We start from the raw sequence: 18,180 nt of genomic DNA, 5'->3' as shown, positions 1-18,180 counted from the left end.
GCACCGTCGGAATCAGCGTCCGATCACGCTCCGGACGTCTTCAGGTCACCCGTTCGCCGAAGGAGTCGACGATGACCAGTTCTGTTTCCCTCCCCGTCACCATCCGCCGTCAGCCAGCCGAGGGCCGTCCTCCGGTGATGCGGGACGGGGGTGCGCCGTGGTGAACGCCGGTGCATCACCGCCCCCGAACAGTCCCGGTGCAGGGCTGCCACCGGGTACGACCCGCTGCTACGAGCTGCGGGTGGCAGGCAGGTCGGTGCACCGCATCGCCCAGGTGTTCCCCGAGATGAGCGTGGGGCGGACCCCGCAGGAGGCGATCCTGCGCGGGATGGTCCTCGACGATGCGGCGCTGCACGGGCTGCTCGTCCGCGTGCAGACGCTCGGGCTGCGCCTGTTGTCGGTCCATCAGGTTCCGACCACCGTCGTCGACCAGGCGGCGAGCCGTGAGCCTGCCTGGAAGGCCGCGCCGGTGTGGTCTGGATCGACCGCGCAGGCGCCCGACATGTCCGCGGCCCGCGGGCGGGCGACGGAGCCCGCCGAGTCGGCCGGGCTGATCGGTCCCGCCGACGACGGGACCTGTGCTGCGGCCTGTCCGACGAGCGGCGCGGATCGAGCCGGTCCGGTCGGGTCGGAGCCTGTCGGGTCCGATCTCGCAGGGTCCGATCTCGCAGGGTCCGATCTCGCAGGGTCCGAGTTCTCAGGTCCCGATCTCCTCGGGTCCGATCCGCACGACTCGTCGCACAACGGGACCGGTCGGGCTCGGCCGGGCAGCTGCCCGGCCGGTGAACACGAGCGGTAGATCGGCGCCGCGTCACCGGGCGACACGATGCCCGGGCGGGCGGCCCGATCCGACCGACGTCGGGCCGCCCGCAGGCACAGTCAACCGACCGCGCGACCGGCAGCGGGTCGTCAGTCCCGGATCGCCTCGATCTCGTCTGCCCGTCCGCCGGGCCGGGTCGTCTCGGCTCGATCGGTGGCGGTCGCCCCGGTCCGGCGCCTCCTCCCGGGCGTCCGCTCGCGGTTGCCCGCTTCCGGTCGCCCCTCTTCCGGTCGCCGCAGCCAGACGCCGAGAGTCGCGGGAGCAGGGCGGACAACCCGGCAGTTCACGGCTCGCCCGCCGCCGTCTCGCCGATCGAGCCGAGCCGGCGGGCCTGCTGGGGGCGTCGGAACAGGTCCGGAGTTCAGCCGGGGCGCCCTGGAGTTCAGGAGGTGGAGCGCAGCGCGGCCCGCATGGTGCTGAGCACGAAGCGGGGGCGAGCGAGTTCGCGGGGATGACGGCGCATCGCGGCGACGTCGAGATACTGCCGATGCACGCCCGCGTCGGTGATCGTCGCCCTCGCCAACAGCCCCGCCAAGCCCCGGCTCAGCGGGAGACCGAGTGCCCCGCGCCCCTCGGCGTTGGGCAGCAGGAGGTCCTCGGCGGCCGAGAGCTGCCAGGCCGCGTCCACGACGACGCGGCTGCGATCGAAGTAGCCCTCGGCGGGCTCGTCGATCGCGGGCCGGGTGCGCAGCCAGGCATGCAGAGCACTCGCCTGGAGCATCGCGACGCTCAGGCCCTGCCCGTACATGGGGTTGAGCGAGGCCACCGCGTCGCCGAGGGCCACCAGTCCGGCGGGCAGCCTGCGCATCCGGTGAAAGTCGCGGCGTCGGCTGTCCCGATGACGGGAGGCCGACACCTCGGAGACCGGCTCGCCGGACTGGACCAACCGGTTCAACGCCGACACCGGCTCGGTCCTGCACCGTGCCTCGAAGTCCTCGACGTCCCTGGTCGGCCGGTCGTCGCCGTAACCGACGACGGTGGCGCTCCATCGGTCGCCCTCGACCGGCAGGAGCAGCAGACCGCCCGCCGGACCGAGCCTGCCCGTGCGCAGCGAGTACACGCTGTCCGTGTCGTCGACGCGCTGGCCGGGGTCGCGGCGGTAGAGCCGGGTGGCGTAGCCGAGGTCGATGACGACGCGCCGAGTCGGCGGCGTCGGATAGCCCGCCCGGCCCAGCCACTCCCCCAGCCTGCTGGAGCGGCCCATCGCATCCACGACGAGGTCGGCGCTGATCCGGTCGCCGGGACCCCGCCTGCCCGGCTCGGCGACCAGCGCACCGTCCACTCGGGACCCGTGATGGGTGAGTCCGGTGGCCTTGCCCCGGACGAAGCGCACGGCGGGCAGCGCGGCGGCCCGGTCCCGCAGGTGCCGCTCCAGGAAGGGCGCGGTGAGACAGATCAGCGGTTCGCCGACCACCGGGGCCTTGCGTACCCCGTCGACGTGCCAGTGCGAGCCGGAGTCCACCGGTCGCGCACCCTCGTCGACGAGCGTCTCGATCAGTCCGGGCAGCCAGCGGTCGAACTGCCTGCGGGCGAGTTCGTGGATGCCGAGGGAGTGCGGCGCGGCCGGGGTCCCGCGCCGGGGGGCGGAGTCCGTCGCGAGGTCGTCACGATCCACGACGATCACCTCCTCGGCGTACTCGGCGAGCACCACGGCCGCCGTCAGTCCCGCGATGCCGCCGCCGAGCACCAGCGCACGTCGCACGAATGCCACCTCACTCTTCCGACGGAGAGTTCCGTCTTGATCACTCGGACGGACGGTAAACCGATCACCGACTGTGATCACATCCGCAGTGCGCACGACGCCATCCACGGCGTGACCTGGCAGAACGGCAGGTCACGGGATTGCAGGAGCCCGGCGGACGCCGCCGCGCGAGTCGCGGCCGGTCGGCAGGCTGCCCGCAGCCGTCGCCGAACGGTGCTCTGCAGGCCGTGCCACGCCGGATGTCGACGTCCGACACGCGGGCCGACCGTGGATGATCACCGTCGGTGATCAGCGGAACGACGGGCCGAAGGAGCCGAAACACGCTGGACGCAACGGGTGCCGGGGAGCCGACTCGCCTGCCGAAACCACGCAGGCGCTGTTCCTGCGGAGCGCTCCCGGCGTCGGTGATCGATAGACGACACTGGGTGCACACCGGCGTGCGGGAGCGAGCATGAGCAAGACGCGATTGTCCTTGCAGGACGTGATCCGGCAACGACAGCAGGACACCTTCGTCGGCCGCACGGAGCAGCTCGGCGGCTTCCAGACCAACCTCGGCTTCTCGGCGGAGGACCCGCGTCGCCGATTCCTGTTCAGCGTGCACGGCCCGTCCGGGGTCGGGAAGTCGACCCTGCTGCGGCAGTTCCGCAAGGCGGCCGGCGACCAGGGCTGCCGGACCGCGCTGGTGCAGGAGAGCGCGCAGGACGTCCCCACCGCGATCGAGGAGCTGGTGGCCGATCTGGAGCGGCAGGACGTGCGCTGTCGGAAGGCCAGGGCGGCGCTGACGACCTACCGGGAACGACGGCACGAGGTGGACCGCGACCCGGCCGCGCCGGACGGGCTGCCCACGATGCTGACCCGCTCCGCCGTGCGGCTGGGCCTGCGGGCGGGCGGCGGAATTCCCGTGCTCGGGGCGCTGGCGGCGGAGATCGACGCGGACACCGTCGCGACCAACGTCGACGAGGTCCGTGCCTACCTGAGTCGGAAGTTCTCCCGAAGTGAGGACGTCGAGCTGCTGCTCGCGCCGGTGAACGTCCTGACCTCGGCGCTGCTCGTCGATCTCGGCGCAGCGGCAGAGCACGCCCAGCTCGCCCTGTTCGTGGACACCTTCGAACAGGTCGGCCGGTTCCTGGAGCGCTGGCTGCTGGATCTGTTGGCGGGCCGACACGGCGACCTGCCGCCGAACCTGGTGCTGACCATCGCAGGCCAGGAGCCGTTGAACGCGCACCACTGGGGCGAGTATCTCGGCTTCCGCGTCGATCTGGCGCTGGCGCCGTTCACCGAGCCGGAGTGCCAGGAGCTGCTCGCTCGGCGGGGCGTGACCGAGGAGCCGGTGATCGAGGAGATCCTGCGGCTGTCCGGCAGGCTGCCCGTGCTGGTGGCGATGCTCGCCGAGGCGGGCCCGGCCACGGCGGCGGAGGTCGCCGATCCCAGTGCGGGCGCGGTGGCGCGCTTCCTCGGCGGCGAGCCGGACGAGCGCCGCCGGTCAGCGGCGCTGCTCGGCGCGCTGCCCCGCACGCTGAATGCGGACCTGTTCGCGGAGCTGGCGGGCGTGGCCGGTGCGGACCTCGACGGCGCCCCGGACGCGGTGTTCCGGTGGCTGTACTCGCTGCCGTTCGTCACCGAGCACCCCGACGGCTACCGCTACCACCAGGTGGTGCGCTCGGTGATGTTGCGCGACCTGCGACGGCGCTCACCGAGCCGCTGGCGTGCGATGCATCAGGCATTGGCCGACCACTACGCGGCGGCCGGGGCGGCGTTGGAGCTGCCCGCCGGGCGAGCCTGGGCCGACGCCGCGTGGCGCGGGCTCGCCATGGAGCAGCACTACCACCGACTGTGTGCCCGACCCGCCGCCGAGCTGCCCGCCGCGCTGAGCGGCCTCGTCAGCGTCCTGTACTGGGAGGACTCGGCGGCGGGCGCATGGGTGGAGATGATGGAACAGGCGGTGGCGGTGGTCGACGACCCGGCACTTCAGCAGCGGGCCGGGAAGCTGTCAGCGCTCGGGCCGACAGGCAGTACCGAGCAGCTTGCACTGCTGACGCAGTTGGCCAGCGATCGCACGCTAGACCGGGAGGCACGGAGTACCGCGCATCTGCAGTGCGGAATGGCGAAAGACCGGCAGAAGGATCACCGGGGAGCAGTCATCTCCTATGACAAGGCGATCGCACTCAATCCGAGTCACGTCCTCGCCCATGTCTGGCGTGGCATGAGCCAGCAGGAACTCGGTGATCACGAACGTGCCTTGCACGACTTCGATCGCGCGATCGAGCTGAACCCCGAACACGTGCTCGCTCACCTCCAACGCGGCATCACCCACAGAGACTGCAGTCGCTATGACCTCGCCCTGGTCGACCTGACCCGCGCGATCGAGCTCGATCCCGAGCGCGTATTGGCGCACATCCAACGCGGCATCACCCACCGGGAAGTCGGTGACCACGAACGCGCCCTCATCGACCTGGACAACGCAGTCACCCTGGATCCCGATCATGTGTTCGCCCACATCCACCGCGGCATCACCCACGAATACGCAGGCGACCACGAAAGTGCGCTCGCGGATCTGGATCGCGCCATCGCACTTGAGCCCGACCACGTCCACGCCTACATAAGGCGCAGCATCACTCATGGAGAGGCAGGCAACCATCGATGCGCCCTCAACGACCTCGACCGCGCGATCGACCTCGACCCCAGGCACGTACTGGCCCACATTCAACGCGGTAGCACTCACTGGGAACTCGGCGATCTCGAACAGGCGCTTGCGGACCTCGACCGGGCGATCAACCTCGATCCCGACCACATCGGCGCCTACTCCATCCGTGCGGCGCTCCACCGGGTACTCGGCGACGACGAGCGCGCTCTCGCCGATTTAGACCGCGTGGTCGCATCTGATCACCAACGCATGGAGGCTCGCCGCATTCGAGGAAGCCTGCTTCTCTCCCTTCGCCGAGCTGAGCAGGCCCTGATAGATCTCGATCACGTCGTCGAACAGGCGCCTGCCGACGCCGCCATATTCGAACTTCGTGGATACGCCAGGTTGATGCTCGGCGAGCCTGAACGCGCTGCTGAGGACCTGGAACATGCTGTCGGCCTTGATCCGCAGAACGTCAGAGCCTTGACGATCCTGGGCGAACTCCGCCTCCTGCTGGAGCGTCACGATGCCGCGCGCGCCGCCCTCGATCCCACACTGGCGGTCGAGCCCGCCGGGCCGGATCTCGAACAGGGGTCCGAGATCGACCCGTGACCCCGCCGGTGGTGCCTGTCGACCTTCCCAGCTCAGCCCTGAGTCAATCGACCCTGAGCTGTTCAGGGTGCGGGAAGATCACCGCCTGAACGAGACCGTAGGCACCACGCCCGTCCTCGCCTGACCTCGCACGTCGCCGAGCGGCTCCCCGACCCACCTCCACCGCGCCGACGAGCCCCGCCCGCAGCGATTCCTGTCGGCTGCTGCCGACAGAATGGGCCCATCCCTTCGCGTGCGAAATCCCGAGGCAGCCGCACGGCCTGCCGTGGGATGCTGCCCGGCGTCTACCGTCCAGAGAGGACGATCAACACCCCATGAGCTACCTCGACGACCTCGCGGCCGATCTGGAGCGCGCGATCGCCAACGATCCCGAGCCGGTGATGGCGCTGTCCCTGCGAGCCAAGCTGCACCGCTCTCACGGTCGTGACGAGGCGGCCATGGCCGATCTGAACCGGGCGCTGGGGCTCGAACCCGACTCCGCCGAGCTGCTCACCCAGCGCGGCGAGACGCACCGGCTGCTGGGACAGAATCAGGCGGCCGTCGCCGACTTCGACCGGGCGCTGGAGATCGAGCCGGACGAGCCGTGGGCGCTGGCCAGTCGGGGGCAGGTGCATCGGGCCCTGGGCAGTCTGGTGGAGGCCTTCGCCGATCTCGATCGCGCCATCGACCTCGATCCGGATCTCGACTGGGCGCTGGTGGAGCGCGGGGTCCTGCGGCACGAGGTTCGCGAGTACGACCAGGCCTGTGCGGACTTCGGCGCGGCGATCCGCCACAGTCCGGAGTACGCCGTCGCCTACGCCCGGCGCGGCGAGTCGCATCGCATGGCCGGCCGGCTGACCGAGTCCCTCCGCGATCTGGATCGGGCCGTGGAGTTGGACCCCGACTACCTGTACGCGCGCATCGAACGCGGTGAGACTCGCCGAGTGCTGGGCCACGACGAGGACGCCGTCCTGGACTTCGACGTGGTACTCGACCGCCTCCCCGACCACGCCTTCACCCTCGCCTCGCGCGGTCAGGCCTATCACTCGCTCGGCAGGCACCAGGAGGCGTTACGCGACCTCGACCGGGCGCTGCGGCTCGATCCGGCCATCGGCTGGGCATGGGACGAGCGCTCCAGGGTGCACCGGGCGCTCGGCGACCTCTCGGCGGCGCTGGTCGACGGAGATCAGGCGGTCCTGCTGACCCCGGATCATCCCGCCGTGCGGGCGAGTCGTGCCGAGACGCATCGGCTGCTGGGCGACCTGGATCGGGCCCTCGCCGACTTCGACCGGGCCCTCACGACGGCGCCCGACTATCCCTGGGCCTTAGGCGGCCGGGCGCAGGTCCATCGGGCGCGGGGCGATCTCGATCAGGCGATGGCCGACCTCGACCGGGCGATCGAACTCGCCCCTGGCCTGCCCTGGCTGCTCGGGGAACGCATCGAGGTCCACCGTCTGCGGCTCGACACCGAGGCCGAGCTGGCCGATCTGGACCGGCTGTTCCTGGTGGACCCCGACCCGGACGTACTCGTCCGGCGCGGCAGGCTGCACGACCGGCGTGACGAGGTCGATCTCGCGCTGGCCGACTTCGACCGCGCGCTGGAACTGGACCCGGATCACGCGGGTGCCGCTTACCACCGAGGCGAGCTGTACCGCATGCTCGATCGCTTCGACGAGGCGTTCGCCGACCTGAACCGGGCCGTCGCGCTGGACCCCGAGTTCGACGCGGCCTATGCGAGCCGAGGGGAGGCCTATCGCGAGACCGACCGCCTGGTGGCGGCGATCGCCGACTTCGACCGGGCGTTGGAACTGGACGACGACTATCTGTGGGCCCGGATGAATCGAGGGCGGACCCACCATGCCCTCGGCGAGGACGCGGCGGCGCTGGCCGACTTCGACGAGGTGATCGCGCGGGAGCCGATGCTGGTCTGGGCACGCTCCGAACGCGGCAAGGTGTACCGCTCGCTCGGGGACTTCGAGGCCGCGCTCCGCGACTTCGACGTGGCCGTCGAGCGCGAGACCGCAGCCGGGGTCGAGGTCGGGCTGGCGCTCGCCTACGCCGACCGAGGAGAGACGCACCGCCTGGCCGGTGACGGGGAACGGGCGGTGGCCGACTTCGACCGCCTGCTGGCACTCGACCCCGAGAACGCGTGGGGACTGGGCAGCCGAGGACAGGCCCACCTCCTGCTCGGCCACGACGACCAGGCCATGGCGGATCTGACCGCGGCGCTCGACATCGACCCGGCGCTGATCTGGGCACGAGCGGCACGCGCCAGGCTGCATCGTCGCAGCGGCGACTACCGGCAGGCGATCGCGGACTACGACCGCGCGGTCGACGACGTCCCCGGCCATGCGGCGCCGTACCGGCATCGCGGCGAGACGCACCGGATGGCGGGCGATCTGGCTCTCGCCATGGCCGACTTCGACCGTGCGCTGGAGATCGACCCCGACGACGCCTACGCGCTGGCCAGCCGGGGGCAGGTCCGCCGCGCCCTCGGCGAGACCGCCCATGCGCTCGTGGACCTCGATCGAGCCTTGGAGATCGACCCCGAGCTGGGCTGGGGGCTCGACGAGCGGGGCAGGCTGCATCGGCTCCTCGGGGATCTTCCCGCCGCCGTCGCGGACTTCGATCGATCGTTGGAACTCGACCCGGACTATCAGTGGACGCTGGCGGCACGCGGTCAGGCGCATCATCTGCTCGGCAGCCCGAAACTCGCGCTCGCCGACTTCGATCTGGCCGTCGAGCTGCGTCCCCGCTTCCTGGCGGCGATCGCGGCACGCGGGCACGTCCACCGCGCGACGGGCCGCGCGGCCGAGGCGCTGGCCGACTTCGATCGGGCGTTGGAGATCGATCCCGATCTCGTCGCGGCGCTGGCCGGTCGGGGCGAGGTGTACCGGCTGACGGGCGAACCGGCACGGGCGCTCGCGGATCTCGGCCGGGCCCTCCAACTCGACCCGGACGACCCGTGGGCGTTGTGCAGCCGCGCTCGCACCCGCCGCGCCCTCGGTGACGAGCAGGGGGCGGCGGCCGATCTGATGAGGGCGGAGCAGCTCTCCCCTGGTCTCCCGGCGGAGATCGAGTCGGCGCAGGCCGTCCCGTCCCTGCACCGGCGTGACGAGTACTGGACGGCGGCCGGGCCGGGCTGGGCGGCCGGGCTGGAACCGGAGCTGCGGTCGAGCCACGGGCATCGCGGGGAGGCACATCGGCTGGCGGATCACCTCACGCAGGCACTCGCCGAGTTCGATCGGGCGATCGCGCTCGACCCCGACTACGCCTGGGCGCTGGCCAGCCGAGGGCAGACGTATGAGGCCCTCGACAACCGTCCACGGGCGCTGGCCGATCTGACCCGGGCGATCACGCTGCGACCCGACTACTCCTGGGCGCTGGCCCGCCGCGGCGAGATCCACCGGCTGGACGGCAGCCTCGCCGAGGGTCTCGCCGACTTCGACGCCGCCCTCGCACTCGAACCCGACTACGCGTGGGCCTTGGGCGGCCGAGGCCAGGTGCATCGCGCGCTCGGTGACCCCCGCCGAGCACTCTCCGACCTCGATCAGGCACTCGCACTCGATCCCGCCCTGGACTGGGTGCTGATCGAGCGGGCCGAGCTTCATCAGGAGCTGGGGCAGACCGAGCGTGCCATCACGGACCTCGGCGCGGTGATCGCGCTCGATCCGAACGACGTCCGCCCCCTCATTCTGCGGGGCAGGCTGTTTCAGGAGAGGGGCGATCACGAGCGGGCGATCGCCGACTTCACCGAGGCCGAACGGACCGGCGGCGGCACCGGGTGGGATCGCTATCTGATCGGCGTCGTGCGGCTCGGGCTCGGCGACGAGCAGCAGGCCGAGGCGCACTTCGTGGATGCCCTCGATCGAGACCGGCGGTTGCTGGCCGAGGACGAGACCAGACACCGGGTGCGGCTGAGCATCGCGACCTACCTCGCGGCCTTGGGCGAGGAGGAGGCCGCGACACGGGCGATGCGGGAGGCGCTCACCCGGCCGGTCCGCCACAGCGAGGTGGCCCACACCATCGAGTACCTCGCCGAACTCGAAGAGCACGCCGGACGCTCGATGGAACGCTTCCGCATCCTGCTCCGCGAGTGGCAACGGACGCATTCGCCCGAGCACGAGTGATCTACGGGGTGCGAGCCGGTGCACCCCGGTTCGGACCCCGCACCCCGCCGTGGTCAGCCTGTCCGGTGCACACGCCCACCCTCGATATCCCCGCGAGATCGGGACGCAGCAAGTCGGCTGGTTCTGGCGGTGGGAGGGATCGGCGTCGTCGTGGCCGAGGTGCGGAGGCGATCAGCGGCGCGGGCGCACTCCGGGGGCGCTGTCACCGGCCGAGCGCTCGGCGGGCCGCGGCGGAGTGGGAGCCGCCCCGGCTGCACCGAACGCGGCTCCTGCCTGGTCCACCGGAGGACCTCAGCGGCGGCTGAGGATCGCACCCCGACACCACCGGCGTCCGACGGTGCGCAGGCCCCGGCCGTCGGGCGTCGCGTCGGAACCGCAGCGGTCTCCGCAGGTGGTGAACGCGCCCCGGCGCGCGTGAGGCCTCGGCCGGCGGTGGTGTGGCGAGCACTGCCGGTCGTGATGCGGCCGGATTCGCCCAGGGCCGTCCCGGCCTCAGGCGTCAGGGCCCCGACCTGCTGCGGTGCCGAGGGCGGTCCCCGGGTCCGCCCTCGGTCGCCGCGACCCGGTCTCGGCCCGGTGGAAGACGACGACCAAGAGGGCGAGGAACACCGCAGGCAGCAGCAGCCAGACCGGCCGCTGAGCCCACCACTCGGCCGTCGGCTCCCGGAGCAGTTCGAACCCGAGTGCGTGGTAGGTGCCCAGGGCGAGCAGCAGGGCCGTCATGTGCCAGACGAACATCGTCATGATCACCATGTTCGCCGCCACGACCGCCGTCCAGACCCGGCGGCGCTGCAGCCAGCGCGCGAGGAACGGCCCGGCCAGCATCAGCACGCCGAGTTGGAAGACGCCGAGCACCGCGATCACCGCCGTCGTCGGATACATGTTGCTCAGCTCCGCACCCTCGTGCGCGACCATCGACCGGGGATACCCCAGCGGACCGGTCAGCAGCACGAGCCCCGCCAGTGCGCCGACCGTCAGCAGGAGCAGCCTGCTCCTGGCGAGGCCGGGCAGGGTGCCGTCGCGGTGGAAGTAGCCGAGCTGGTGCACGAAGATCCAGATCAGCACCGTGTTCACCCAGGCGAGCGCCGAGATGCCCAGCGCGAATCGGCCGAAGTCGAACAGGGCGACCGCGATACCGAGCGCAGCCAGGGTCGGGAGTGGACACCGTTCGTGCAGCCGCGCGGTGAGGGGAACGAGGAGCACGGCGACCAGGTAGACGGCGATGAACCACAGCGGCGAGACGAGCACCGGGCCGTAGACCGCCACCCCCGTCAGCCCCACCGCCCACAGCACCGTCTCGACCACCGCCCACACGATCAGGAACACCACGACCGGGATGAGGAGTCGCCGCACCCGGCGCGAGAGGAAGAGTCCGGTGCCGCCGCCCGCTCGTCGAACCGATCGCCAGCCCGCGAGGTTGGCGTACCCGCCGACCAGGAAGAACACCGGCATCACCTGGAGGAGCCAGGTGGCCGCCCAGCCGAAGGGGATCTGCGGGATGGGGTTGGGCATGACGAGCACGCCGTCGGCACGCTGCTGGGTGACCGAGAGCGTCCAGTGCCAGAGGATCACCACCACGATGCTCGCCGCCCGCAGCAGATCCACCACCCGGTCCCGGTCGCCGTCGGCCTGCGCCGCGAGGCGGCCGATCCTGCCGAGGGGGGAGCCTGCCGCCGACCTCTTCATCGCACTCGCGCCGGTCCTTCCTTCGTGGATCGGCCCTGGCGGGTCGGTCGGCCTTCTCTCGATCGTCAGCCTACGCAGCGACGGGGCCGGAATCGCCGACCACCGCCGGGTGTACCGGCGCACCGCTGGGCTCACCCGGCAGATCGAGACCGGCCAGGCTGCCCCGGGCACCTCGGGAGAGTCGGCGTCCGCGCCCAGCCGACGACGACGGCACCAGAGTCTACGAAGTGTGCGTGCGACGCAGTGCAGCGGAGCGCGCGGTCGCCGCGCGGAGACCCGCCAGGCCGACAGCGGTTCCCGGCGGCGATTCCGGGCGTGCCTGCGCCCTGCGGCCCGGCCGGGCCGAGTCCGCGCAGTCCGGGGGCGGCGCGGTCCGGGGTGGCGATGGCCCCAGCCGTGCCACGTCTTCTCCCCCGCTTGACTCGCGCCACAGCGGCCGTGTCATCCAGGAGTTCGGTCCCGCCGATCGCTGATTCGCCGGGCGCGTGGGCACGTCGGGGCGGACGGCACTCGGCTGAACCGGCCGCCCCGACGTCTCGCGGGCAGTGCGCCGACGCGGCCGCGAGATCGAGGGTCCGGCCCCGATCAGCCGATCCGGGAGTCCCACTCCCGCCAGGCCTGGAACTCGGCGGGCCACGCGAAGGAGGCCAGGCGTCGTTCGTCCTGTTCGGTGGGGGCCGGGACCGTGCGCAGCCACACCGTCGGTCCCGGGCGCGCATCAGCACGCCGACGAGTGGGAATACGCCCGTCACCGGACAGCAGGACGCCGACCGGGTCGGGCAGGCCCAGGATCGGATGTCGCAGCCGCCGGTGGACGTCGACGGGTTCGGGGCCGCCTGCCCACTCCCACCACCAGTCGCCCTGCTCGCCGTCCCCGGCCGCAACCCCTGACGCCGGGTACTCCCAGGCCGTGAACCAGAGTCCGGCCGAGAGCAGCCCGCTGCGCCGGAGCAGGGCGCTGCCGAGGCCGCCGGGGTCCGGTGCGGCCGCCGCACGCTGCCGTCGTTCCTCCTCGCCGAGCCCATCGGCGAGGTCCGCGCCGGACAGCCGCGTGCCGCGTCCGGTCTCCGCCGTCCACCGTCGCACGAACGCGATGCCCGCCTGCCAACTCCGCCCGGTCACTCCCGCCAGCACGGCCCGCCCCGGCGTCTCGTCGCCGAGCAGGATCAGCTCGACCGATCGATGTCTGCGCCGGTAGCGCAGGCCCGCGAGCCCGGCGAGGCCGTTCGGGCCGGTTCCGGGCAGGAGCTCGACGAGCAGCGGTCCGAGCGCGTCCGGTCGCAGGTGCAGGACAAGACCGGCCGCCGTCGGGCGCACGGCGCGCAAGGCGTGCGCGGGCCGCAGCAGGGTCGCGGGCGGGCGGAGATGCAGGTGATCGACCACCCGCGTCGCGGCCGTCAGCAGGGCGGACTCCAGCCGCCGTTGGCCCGCCGTCTCGGCGATCGGGAACAGTGCCCGGCGGACCGGCTCGCCGACGCTCATTCCCTCGAGCGCGGCATCGTCTGAGCGCAGAACGTCGACCAGGGACTCCCGCTGCGCGCGGGTGAGTCGGGCGAGGGCGGCGGCCACCTCGGGGGCGGCCTCGCCGGTGTTCTCGCCGGTGTAGTCGCGACGCAAGGCGACGAGTCGATCGGTCAGAGAAGTTCGTGACATGACGGTCCTCGGTTCTGCCGCCCGGCTCGGCATGGTGAGGACGCTCGACATCGCGGGCGTCGGAGGCGTTCGGTGATCGATGAACAGGAGTGCCTCAACCCTGCGGCGGAACCGCCACTCATGTGCACCGGGGAGTGACTCCAGCCTCGCGTCTGTTCACACGCAGCGACCAGCCTACCCGCCCGGTGCTCGACCGTCGTGGTCGATCTCGACGGGATCGGCGGTCGCGCCGCCACGGGCTCCCGCTGCGGCCCTCGATCGGAACGTCTTCGCAGCGTATGCCCCCGAAGCCGCCGCGGCAGCCGGGCGGTCGCGCTGACCGCGCCGTGATGTCGTCCACCCCATAAGATGCGCGGAATGATCGACGTGAGGCCGGTTGGCAGGGTCGTGTGAGCGACGAACGCCGGGGCGACGACTGGTTCGGGCGTCCCCCCTCCCCCGATGTCCCGCCGCCCGGCGAGACGACCGACGAATTCCCCTCGGTCGATGCCGAGGGGACCCCGCGCCGTCGAGGCCGCCCCGACGACGGCGGGCCGCCGCCCGAGGTTCGTCGATCCCGACCCGCCGAACCCGGCGAGGCCGAGGAGCCCCGCAGGCACGACAGGCCGCCGAGCGGCGGACGGGCGAGGCCGCCGGATGGCGGGGCCGGTGCGCCGCCGAACCGGCGCAGGCCGAGACGGACCGGCGACGGCGGCGAGGGGCAGCCCTCGGCGGGCGGCCGCCCGCCTGCTGATCGCGAGGAGACATCGGAGCCGCGCGCACACCGCGAGGCCGAGCCGCCAGGCGGCCGGGCAGGGCAGGCGGGCGACCCGCAGGCGGACAGCCCGGGTGGCCGGTCGCGACCGGCTGGGGACGCGGCGCGACGACCTCGCTCCGGCGGCGGCGATCGAGGTCGCCGATCCCCGGGCGGGGAACGCGGCGCGGAGCAGCCGTCAGGTCGACCAGCCGAGGCTCAGCGGCGCGACGACCCGCCGGGCAGGCCCCGGCGCGGCGGGGCCGAGGACCGGCACGCGGCAGCCGCTATGAACGAGGACGCCCCTGCCGAACGCAGACCGGCCCGACGTCCCGAGCGGCGGCGCGGCGCCGAGACAGCACGGCGAGAGGCCGATGCGGACGCGCCCTCGGCGGAGCAGGCCGCGCGACGCGGCGCACGACGCGGCGCGGGCTCCGTGGGGCACGGCCACGGCCACGGGCACGGCCCCGCCGGGCCGTCGTCCTCGCGGGTCCGCCTCCTGCTGGCCGTGCTGCTGGTCCCGGCCGCACTCGCCACCGTGCTGGGGGTGCTGCTGCTCTATCCCTTCGGCGAGCAGCCCCGCTCGGAGAGCGATCTGGGCTTCTTCCAGCAGCCGGTGAACGGCGAGGTCGTCTCCGCAGCCGTGGGGAGCTGTCAGTCCGGAGCCGAGCAGGCGTCGCCCGACATCGGCACGAATCCGGACGAGTCGGAATGCCAGGTGCTCGAGGTACGGCTCGACGACGGCGAGGCGGCCGGGCAGACCATCGGCCAGGTCATCGCCTTCGAGCCGAGCACGCCCACCTTCGAACAGGGCGACCAGGTCGTGCTGTCCTACGCGGGGGCCGAGCCGACCGAGCCCACGTCCTATCGCATCGTGGACTTCCAGCGGGGCGGCTCCCTGCTGTGGCTGGCGGTCCTGTTCGCCGCGTCCGTGCTGCTGCTGGCCCGGTGGAAGGGCCTGACAGCGCTCGCGGGGCTCGCGGTGAGCTTCGGCGTGCTGACGACGTTCATCATGCCCGCGATCCTGGCGGGCGAGAACGCCGTCACCGTCGCGGTGGTGGGCGCGGGGCTGATCATGTTCGTCGTCCTCTATCTGACGCACGGCATCTCGGCCAGGACCTCGGCCGCCGTGCTGGGCACCCTGCTCAGCCTGGCGCTGATCGCCGGGCTGGGCATCCTGTTCGCCGAGCTGACCCACCTCACCGGGCTGGACGAGGAGACCGTCAACCTCATCACCATCCTGGGCACCGACGTCGATGCCAGGGGTCTGCTGCTCGCCGGGGTGATCATCGGCGCGCTCGGTGTCCTCGACGACATGACCATCAGCCAGACCAGCGCCGTCTGGGAACTGCGCAAGGCAAACCCGTCGATGGGCTGGCGAGCGCTTTATGCCGCCGGGGTGCGCATCGGCCGAGACCACATCTCGGCGGCCGTGAACACCCTCGCGCTGGCCTACGCGGGTGCGGCATTGCCACTCTTGCTGGCCTACTCGCTGTCCGGCGTCGACCTGTCGACCCTGGTCGGCGCGCAGGTCGTCGCCCAGGAGATCGTCCGAACGCTCGTCGGCAGCATCGGTCTGGTGGCCGCCGTCCCGATCACCACGGCGCTCGCCGCGCTGGTGATCACCAGGGAACCGCCCGGCCGGGCAGGCACGGCCGAGTACGACGGTCCGGACGACCCCGACGGCCGGGACGCCGCCGATCCCGACGAGGACGCGGCGGCGGACGACGGCGCGGATGCGGCGCCGCGTCCGGACTCGGCTCGACCCACGGCGGCGTCCGGCGGTGCTCGGCAGACTCGTGGAGCCGGGCGAACGGCGACGGTCCGGCCTGAGCGACCCGGGACCCGGTCGAGAACAACGGCGCCGCCTGCCGAGGCTCCGACCGCAGGTCCGTCCGACACGCCGCCGCGAGGGGCGGTGAGCAGGGAGGCTGCGGGGCCGCAGGCAGCCTCGCGAGGGAGGGCGGCGGACGACGGCGGAGCAGGCGCTGCGGACGAGCCGCCGCCCCGCGAGGGCAGGCCGCGCCCGGATCGCGGCAGGCGGGCGGGACCGCCCGAGACCGGGGCGGACCCGAGGTCGGCAGCCGCTGCTGGCGAGCCTGCCCAGCAGTCTCGGGACACGACGACGCGGCGGCCGCAACGACCGAGGCGACCGCCGCCGGACGGGGCCCCTCGATAGCGCCGGTCCTGCGGTTCGTCCGTGGAGATCGTCTGAGCCCAGACCGCCTCGTCCTCGTCTCGAACGCCCCGCTCCGGCCCGGGCTGCTACCCGACGGGCTCCCCTGCCGACACTGCGTCGTCCGCACTGCGTCTGTGCTCCGGAGTGGGCGCCGACGCAGCAGGCCCGGCGGCGTCGCTCGCTGACCCGCCGATCCGGTCAGATGCGGCGTCGCGCAGGTGGGGTCCGCAGGAGGTCTGCGTTCACCTGCCCAGGCGATCCGCTTCAGACGACCTCGGCCGGTCGTGGGCGGCCGGGCGAACGCAGCCGGGCTCACCCCATAGGCCGAGATGCGGCGCGGCACGATCCGCCAGCCGCACTCGCCGCGCGTCGAACGACCTGCGACCCCGGCCTGCCGGACCGTGGCTCACCCGCCCGGCCACGGCTCACCGGCCCGGCATCAGTCCAGCGTCGCGACGAACCGGGCTACGGCGGCCGGGTCGAGACGCGTGGGAAGTCGTCCGCCGGGCGCTGCCGAGGCGATCTGATAGAGCGGTCGGTTCGCCGCAGCCTCGCCGCGTGCCTCGGCCCGCAGTTGGTTGACGAGCAGCTGAGACAGCGCCAGCGTCCGGGTGTCCCCGACGCCCGCCAGCGCGTCGGCGAGTCGACGCAGCTCCAGAATGCCCAGTTCCCGGCCGCCTGCGCCCGCGTAGATCGCCAGGGCCACGTTCAGGGTCCGGCCATGGCCCTGGATCAACAGGGCGACCGTGCGCACCCCGCGCTGATCGGAGACCAGGAGGTCGATCTCGCGCAGCTCGGTCAGATCCACCCGCCGGGTGCCGAAGGACGAGACGGACACGACACGGCCGTCCAGCCGCGTCCGCTTCCTGGCCTCCGACAGGGCCAGCAGCAGGAACGGCACGGTGATCACCCCCGCCGCCACCAGCCCGGCGACCCGCCCGCCGATCAGGCCGAACAGTCCGCCCATCGCCGCACCGATGATCAGTGCCCCCAGCGCTATCGACAGCGCGCGGCGGCGGAGAAGCTCCGGTGGCAGCAGGTTCAACGCGATGCCCGCAGGCACCGCCGGTCGTTCGGGCCGATCGGAACCGCCAGGCCGGTCGAGCTCACCAGGATCGTTCTCGGTCACCGGATCGATGTCTCCTTCATCTTCGGCGTGTCCTCTCGCATGATCCACCAGCGCCAGCGGGGCTCGACGAAGACCCGGTCTCGAGCCCGCGAGGACCGCTCGTCAGGAGAGGCTCCCGCACAGCCGGCCGTCGGAGGGCGGCATCCTGCGTCTTCGGACGGCGGGACGACAGGGCTCAGCCCTCCGGAGGGGTCAGGCCGCGAAGGAAGGGATTGCGGCTCCGTTCCCGCCCGATGGTCGTCGCCGGACCGTGACCGGGGAGCACCACCAGGTCGTCCGGCAGCGGCAGGATGCGACGACGCAGTGTCTCGATCATCGTCTGGGGGTCGCCGCCGGGCAGGTCGGTGCGGCCCACCGTGCCCGCGAAGAGGGTGTCTCCCGCCGCCAGCACGTCCGGCTCGACGCCGCCGTCCACGGCAGGGCCCCCTGTGGTCGCGGCCCGGAAGCACACCGACCCCTCGGTATGACCCGGCGTGTGCAGGACCGTGATCCGCAGCCCCGCCAGGTCCATCGCCTGGTCGTCGGTCAGCTCGGCGATCCGCTGCGGCTCGCTCATCGCCAGTTCGGGTCCGAGCAGTCTGGCCAGCTCCGAGCCGACGCCGCGCAGGGGCTCGGACAGCAGCGTCCGGTCGCCGGGATGCACCCACACCGGGATGTCGTACGCCTCGGACACCTCGGTCGCCGAGTAGGCGTGGTCGAAGTGGCCGTGGGTCAGCAGGACGGCCACGGGAGTCAGCCGATGCTCGGTCAGCCTGTCGGCCAGCTCCCCCATGACATGCTGACCTGGATCGATGATCACGCACGGTCTGTCCGGTCCACCGGCGAGCAGATAGCAGTTAGCCTGCAACGGACCGCTGGGGAAGCCGACGACGAGCACGAGGTGCCTTTCGTGTGAACCGGTGATCGGGGCGAGTCGTCGACCAGCCCCGCAGAC

10 protein-coding genes are annotated in these 18,180 nt (G+C 72.4%); 5 read left to right on the top strand and 5 right to left on the bottom strand.

All coding sequences use genetic code 11. From position 1 onward, the window contains the following. The first annotated feature begins 160 nt into the window (after nt 1–160). On the top strand, nt 161–799 hold the full coding sequence (locus UA75_RS11280) for a pentapeptide repeat-containing protein (RefSeq protein ID WP_157434116.1): 639 nt from the start codon (nt 161–163) through the stop codon (nt 797–799). A gap of 403 nt (nt 800–1,202) precedes the next feature. Here UA75_RS11280 and UA75_RS11275 read toward each other — a convergent pair whose 3' ends face one another. Further along, nucleotides 1,203–2,522, bottom strand: coding sequence for an FAD-dependent oxidoreductase (locus UA75_RS11275; protein WP_075743676.1), 1,320 nt, complete (start codon nt 2,520–2,522; stop codon nt 1,203–1,205). 451 nt (nt 2,523–2,973) lie between these two features. Between UA75_RS11275 and UA75_RS11270 the strand changes: the two genes are divergently transcribed. Next, entirely contained in the window at nt 2,974–5,757 is a 2,784-nt protein-coding gene (locus tag UA75_RS11270) for an ATP-binding protein (protein WP_075740205.1), read from the top strand. A gap of 314 nt (nt 5,758–6,071) precedes the next feature. Next, complete coding sequence (locus UA75_RS11265) at nt 6,072–9,866, top strand: tetratricopeptide repeat protein (RefSeq protein WP_075740204.1); 3,795 nt, start codon at nt 6,072–6,074, stop codon at nt 9,864–9,866. A 492-nt stretch (nt 9,867–10,358) separates the two neighbouring features. On the opposite strand, the gene UA75_RS11260 is transcribed toward UA75_RS11265, so the two are convergent. Both UA75_RS11260 and UA75_RS11255 read right to left on the bottom strand, forming a co-directional pair. Beyond that, nucleotides 10,359–11,552: an acyltransferase family protein gene (locus UA75_RS11260; protein WP_083683117.1), complete on the bottom strand. Its 1,194-nt coding sequence runs from the start codon at nt 11,550–11,552 to the stop codon at nt 10,359–10,361. Between the two features lie 585 nt (nt 11,553–12,137). After that, nucleotides 12,138–13,205, bottom strand: a complete 1,068-nt coding sequence (locus UA75_RS11255; protein WP_157434114.1) for a hypothetical protein — start codon at nt 13,203–13,205, stop codon at nt 12,138–12,140. A gap of 486 nt (nt 13,206–13,691) precedes the next feature. On the opposite strand from UA75_RS11255, the gene UA75_RS32745 reads away from it, so the two are divergent. Beyond that, nucleotides 13,692–14,231 (top strand): hypothetical protein, encoded by a 540-nt coding sequence (locus tag UA75_RS32745; protein ID WP_157434113.1) that lies wholly within the window; start codon nt 13,692–13,694, stop codon nt 14,229–14,231. Then, on the top strand, nt 14,228–16,117 hold the full coding sequence (locus UA75_RS11245) for a YibE/F family protein (protein WP_075740201.1): 1,890 nt from the start codon (nt 14,228–14,230) through the stop codon (nt 16,115–16,117). Before UA75_RS32745 ends, UA75_RS11245 begins: the two co-directional genes overlap by 4 nt. Before the next feature lie 439 nt (nt 16,118–16,556). Here UA75_RS11245 and UA75_RS11240 read toward each other — a convergent pair whose 3' ends face one another. Then, nucleotides 16,557–17,246, bottom strand: coding sequence for a hypothetical protein (locus UA75_RS11240; protein WP_232237722.1), 690 nt, complete (start codon nt 17,244–17,246; stop codon nt 16,557–16,559). Between the two features lie 175 nt (nt 17,247–17,421). Further along, complete coding sequence (locus UA75_RS11235) at nt 17,422–18,123, bottom strand: MBL fold metallo-hydrolase (protein ID WP_075740200.1); 702 nt, start codon at nt 18,121–18,123, stop codon at nt 17,422–17,424. Nucleotides 18,124–18,180: the final 57 nt, after the last annotated feature.

The sequence above is a fragment of the Actinoalloteichus sp. GBA129-24 genome, from assembly GCF_001941645.1.
GTDB classification, from domain to species: Bacteria; Actinomycetota; Actinomycetes; order Mycobacteriales; family Pseudonocardiaceae; genus Actinoalloteichus_A; species Actinoalloteichus_A fjordicus.
This window is presented reverse-complemented; position numbering and strand designations above follow the sequence as displayed.

What these genes read in the sequence shown, in the direction of transcription:
- UA75_RS11255 (WP_157434114.1), bottom strand. Translation starts at nt 13,205, where the DNA reads ATGTCACGAACTTCTCTGACCGATCGACTCGTCGCCTTGCGTCGCGAC.
- UA75_RS11270 (WP_075740205.1), top strand. Translation starts at nt 2,974, where the DNA reads ATGAGCAAGACGCGATTGTCCTTGCAGGACGTGATCCGGCAACGACAG.
- UA75_RS11260 (WP_083683117.1), bottom strand. Translation starts at nt 11,552, where the DNA reads ATGAAGAGGTCGGCGGCAGGCTCCCCCCTCGGCAGGATCGGCCGCCTC.
- UA75_RS11265 (WP_075740204.1), top strand. Translation starts at nt 6,072, where the DNA reads ATGAGCTACCTCGACGACCTCGCGGCCGATCTGGAGCGCGCGATCGCC.
- UA75_RS32745 (WP_157434113.1), top strand. Translation starts at nt 13,692, where the DNA reads ATGCCGAGGGGACCCCGCGCCGTCGAGGCCGCCCCGACGACGGCGGGC.
- UA75_RS11245 (WP_075740201.1), top strand. Translation starts at nt 14,228, where the DNA reads ATGAACGAGGACGCCCCTGCCGAACGCAGACCGGCCCGACGTCCCGAG.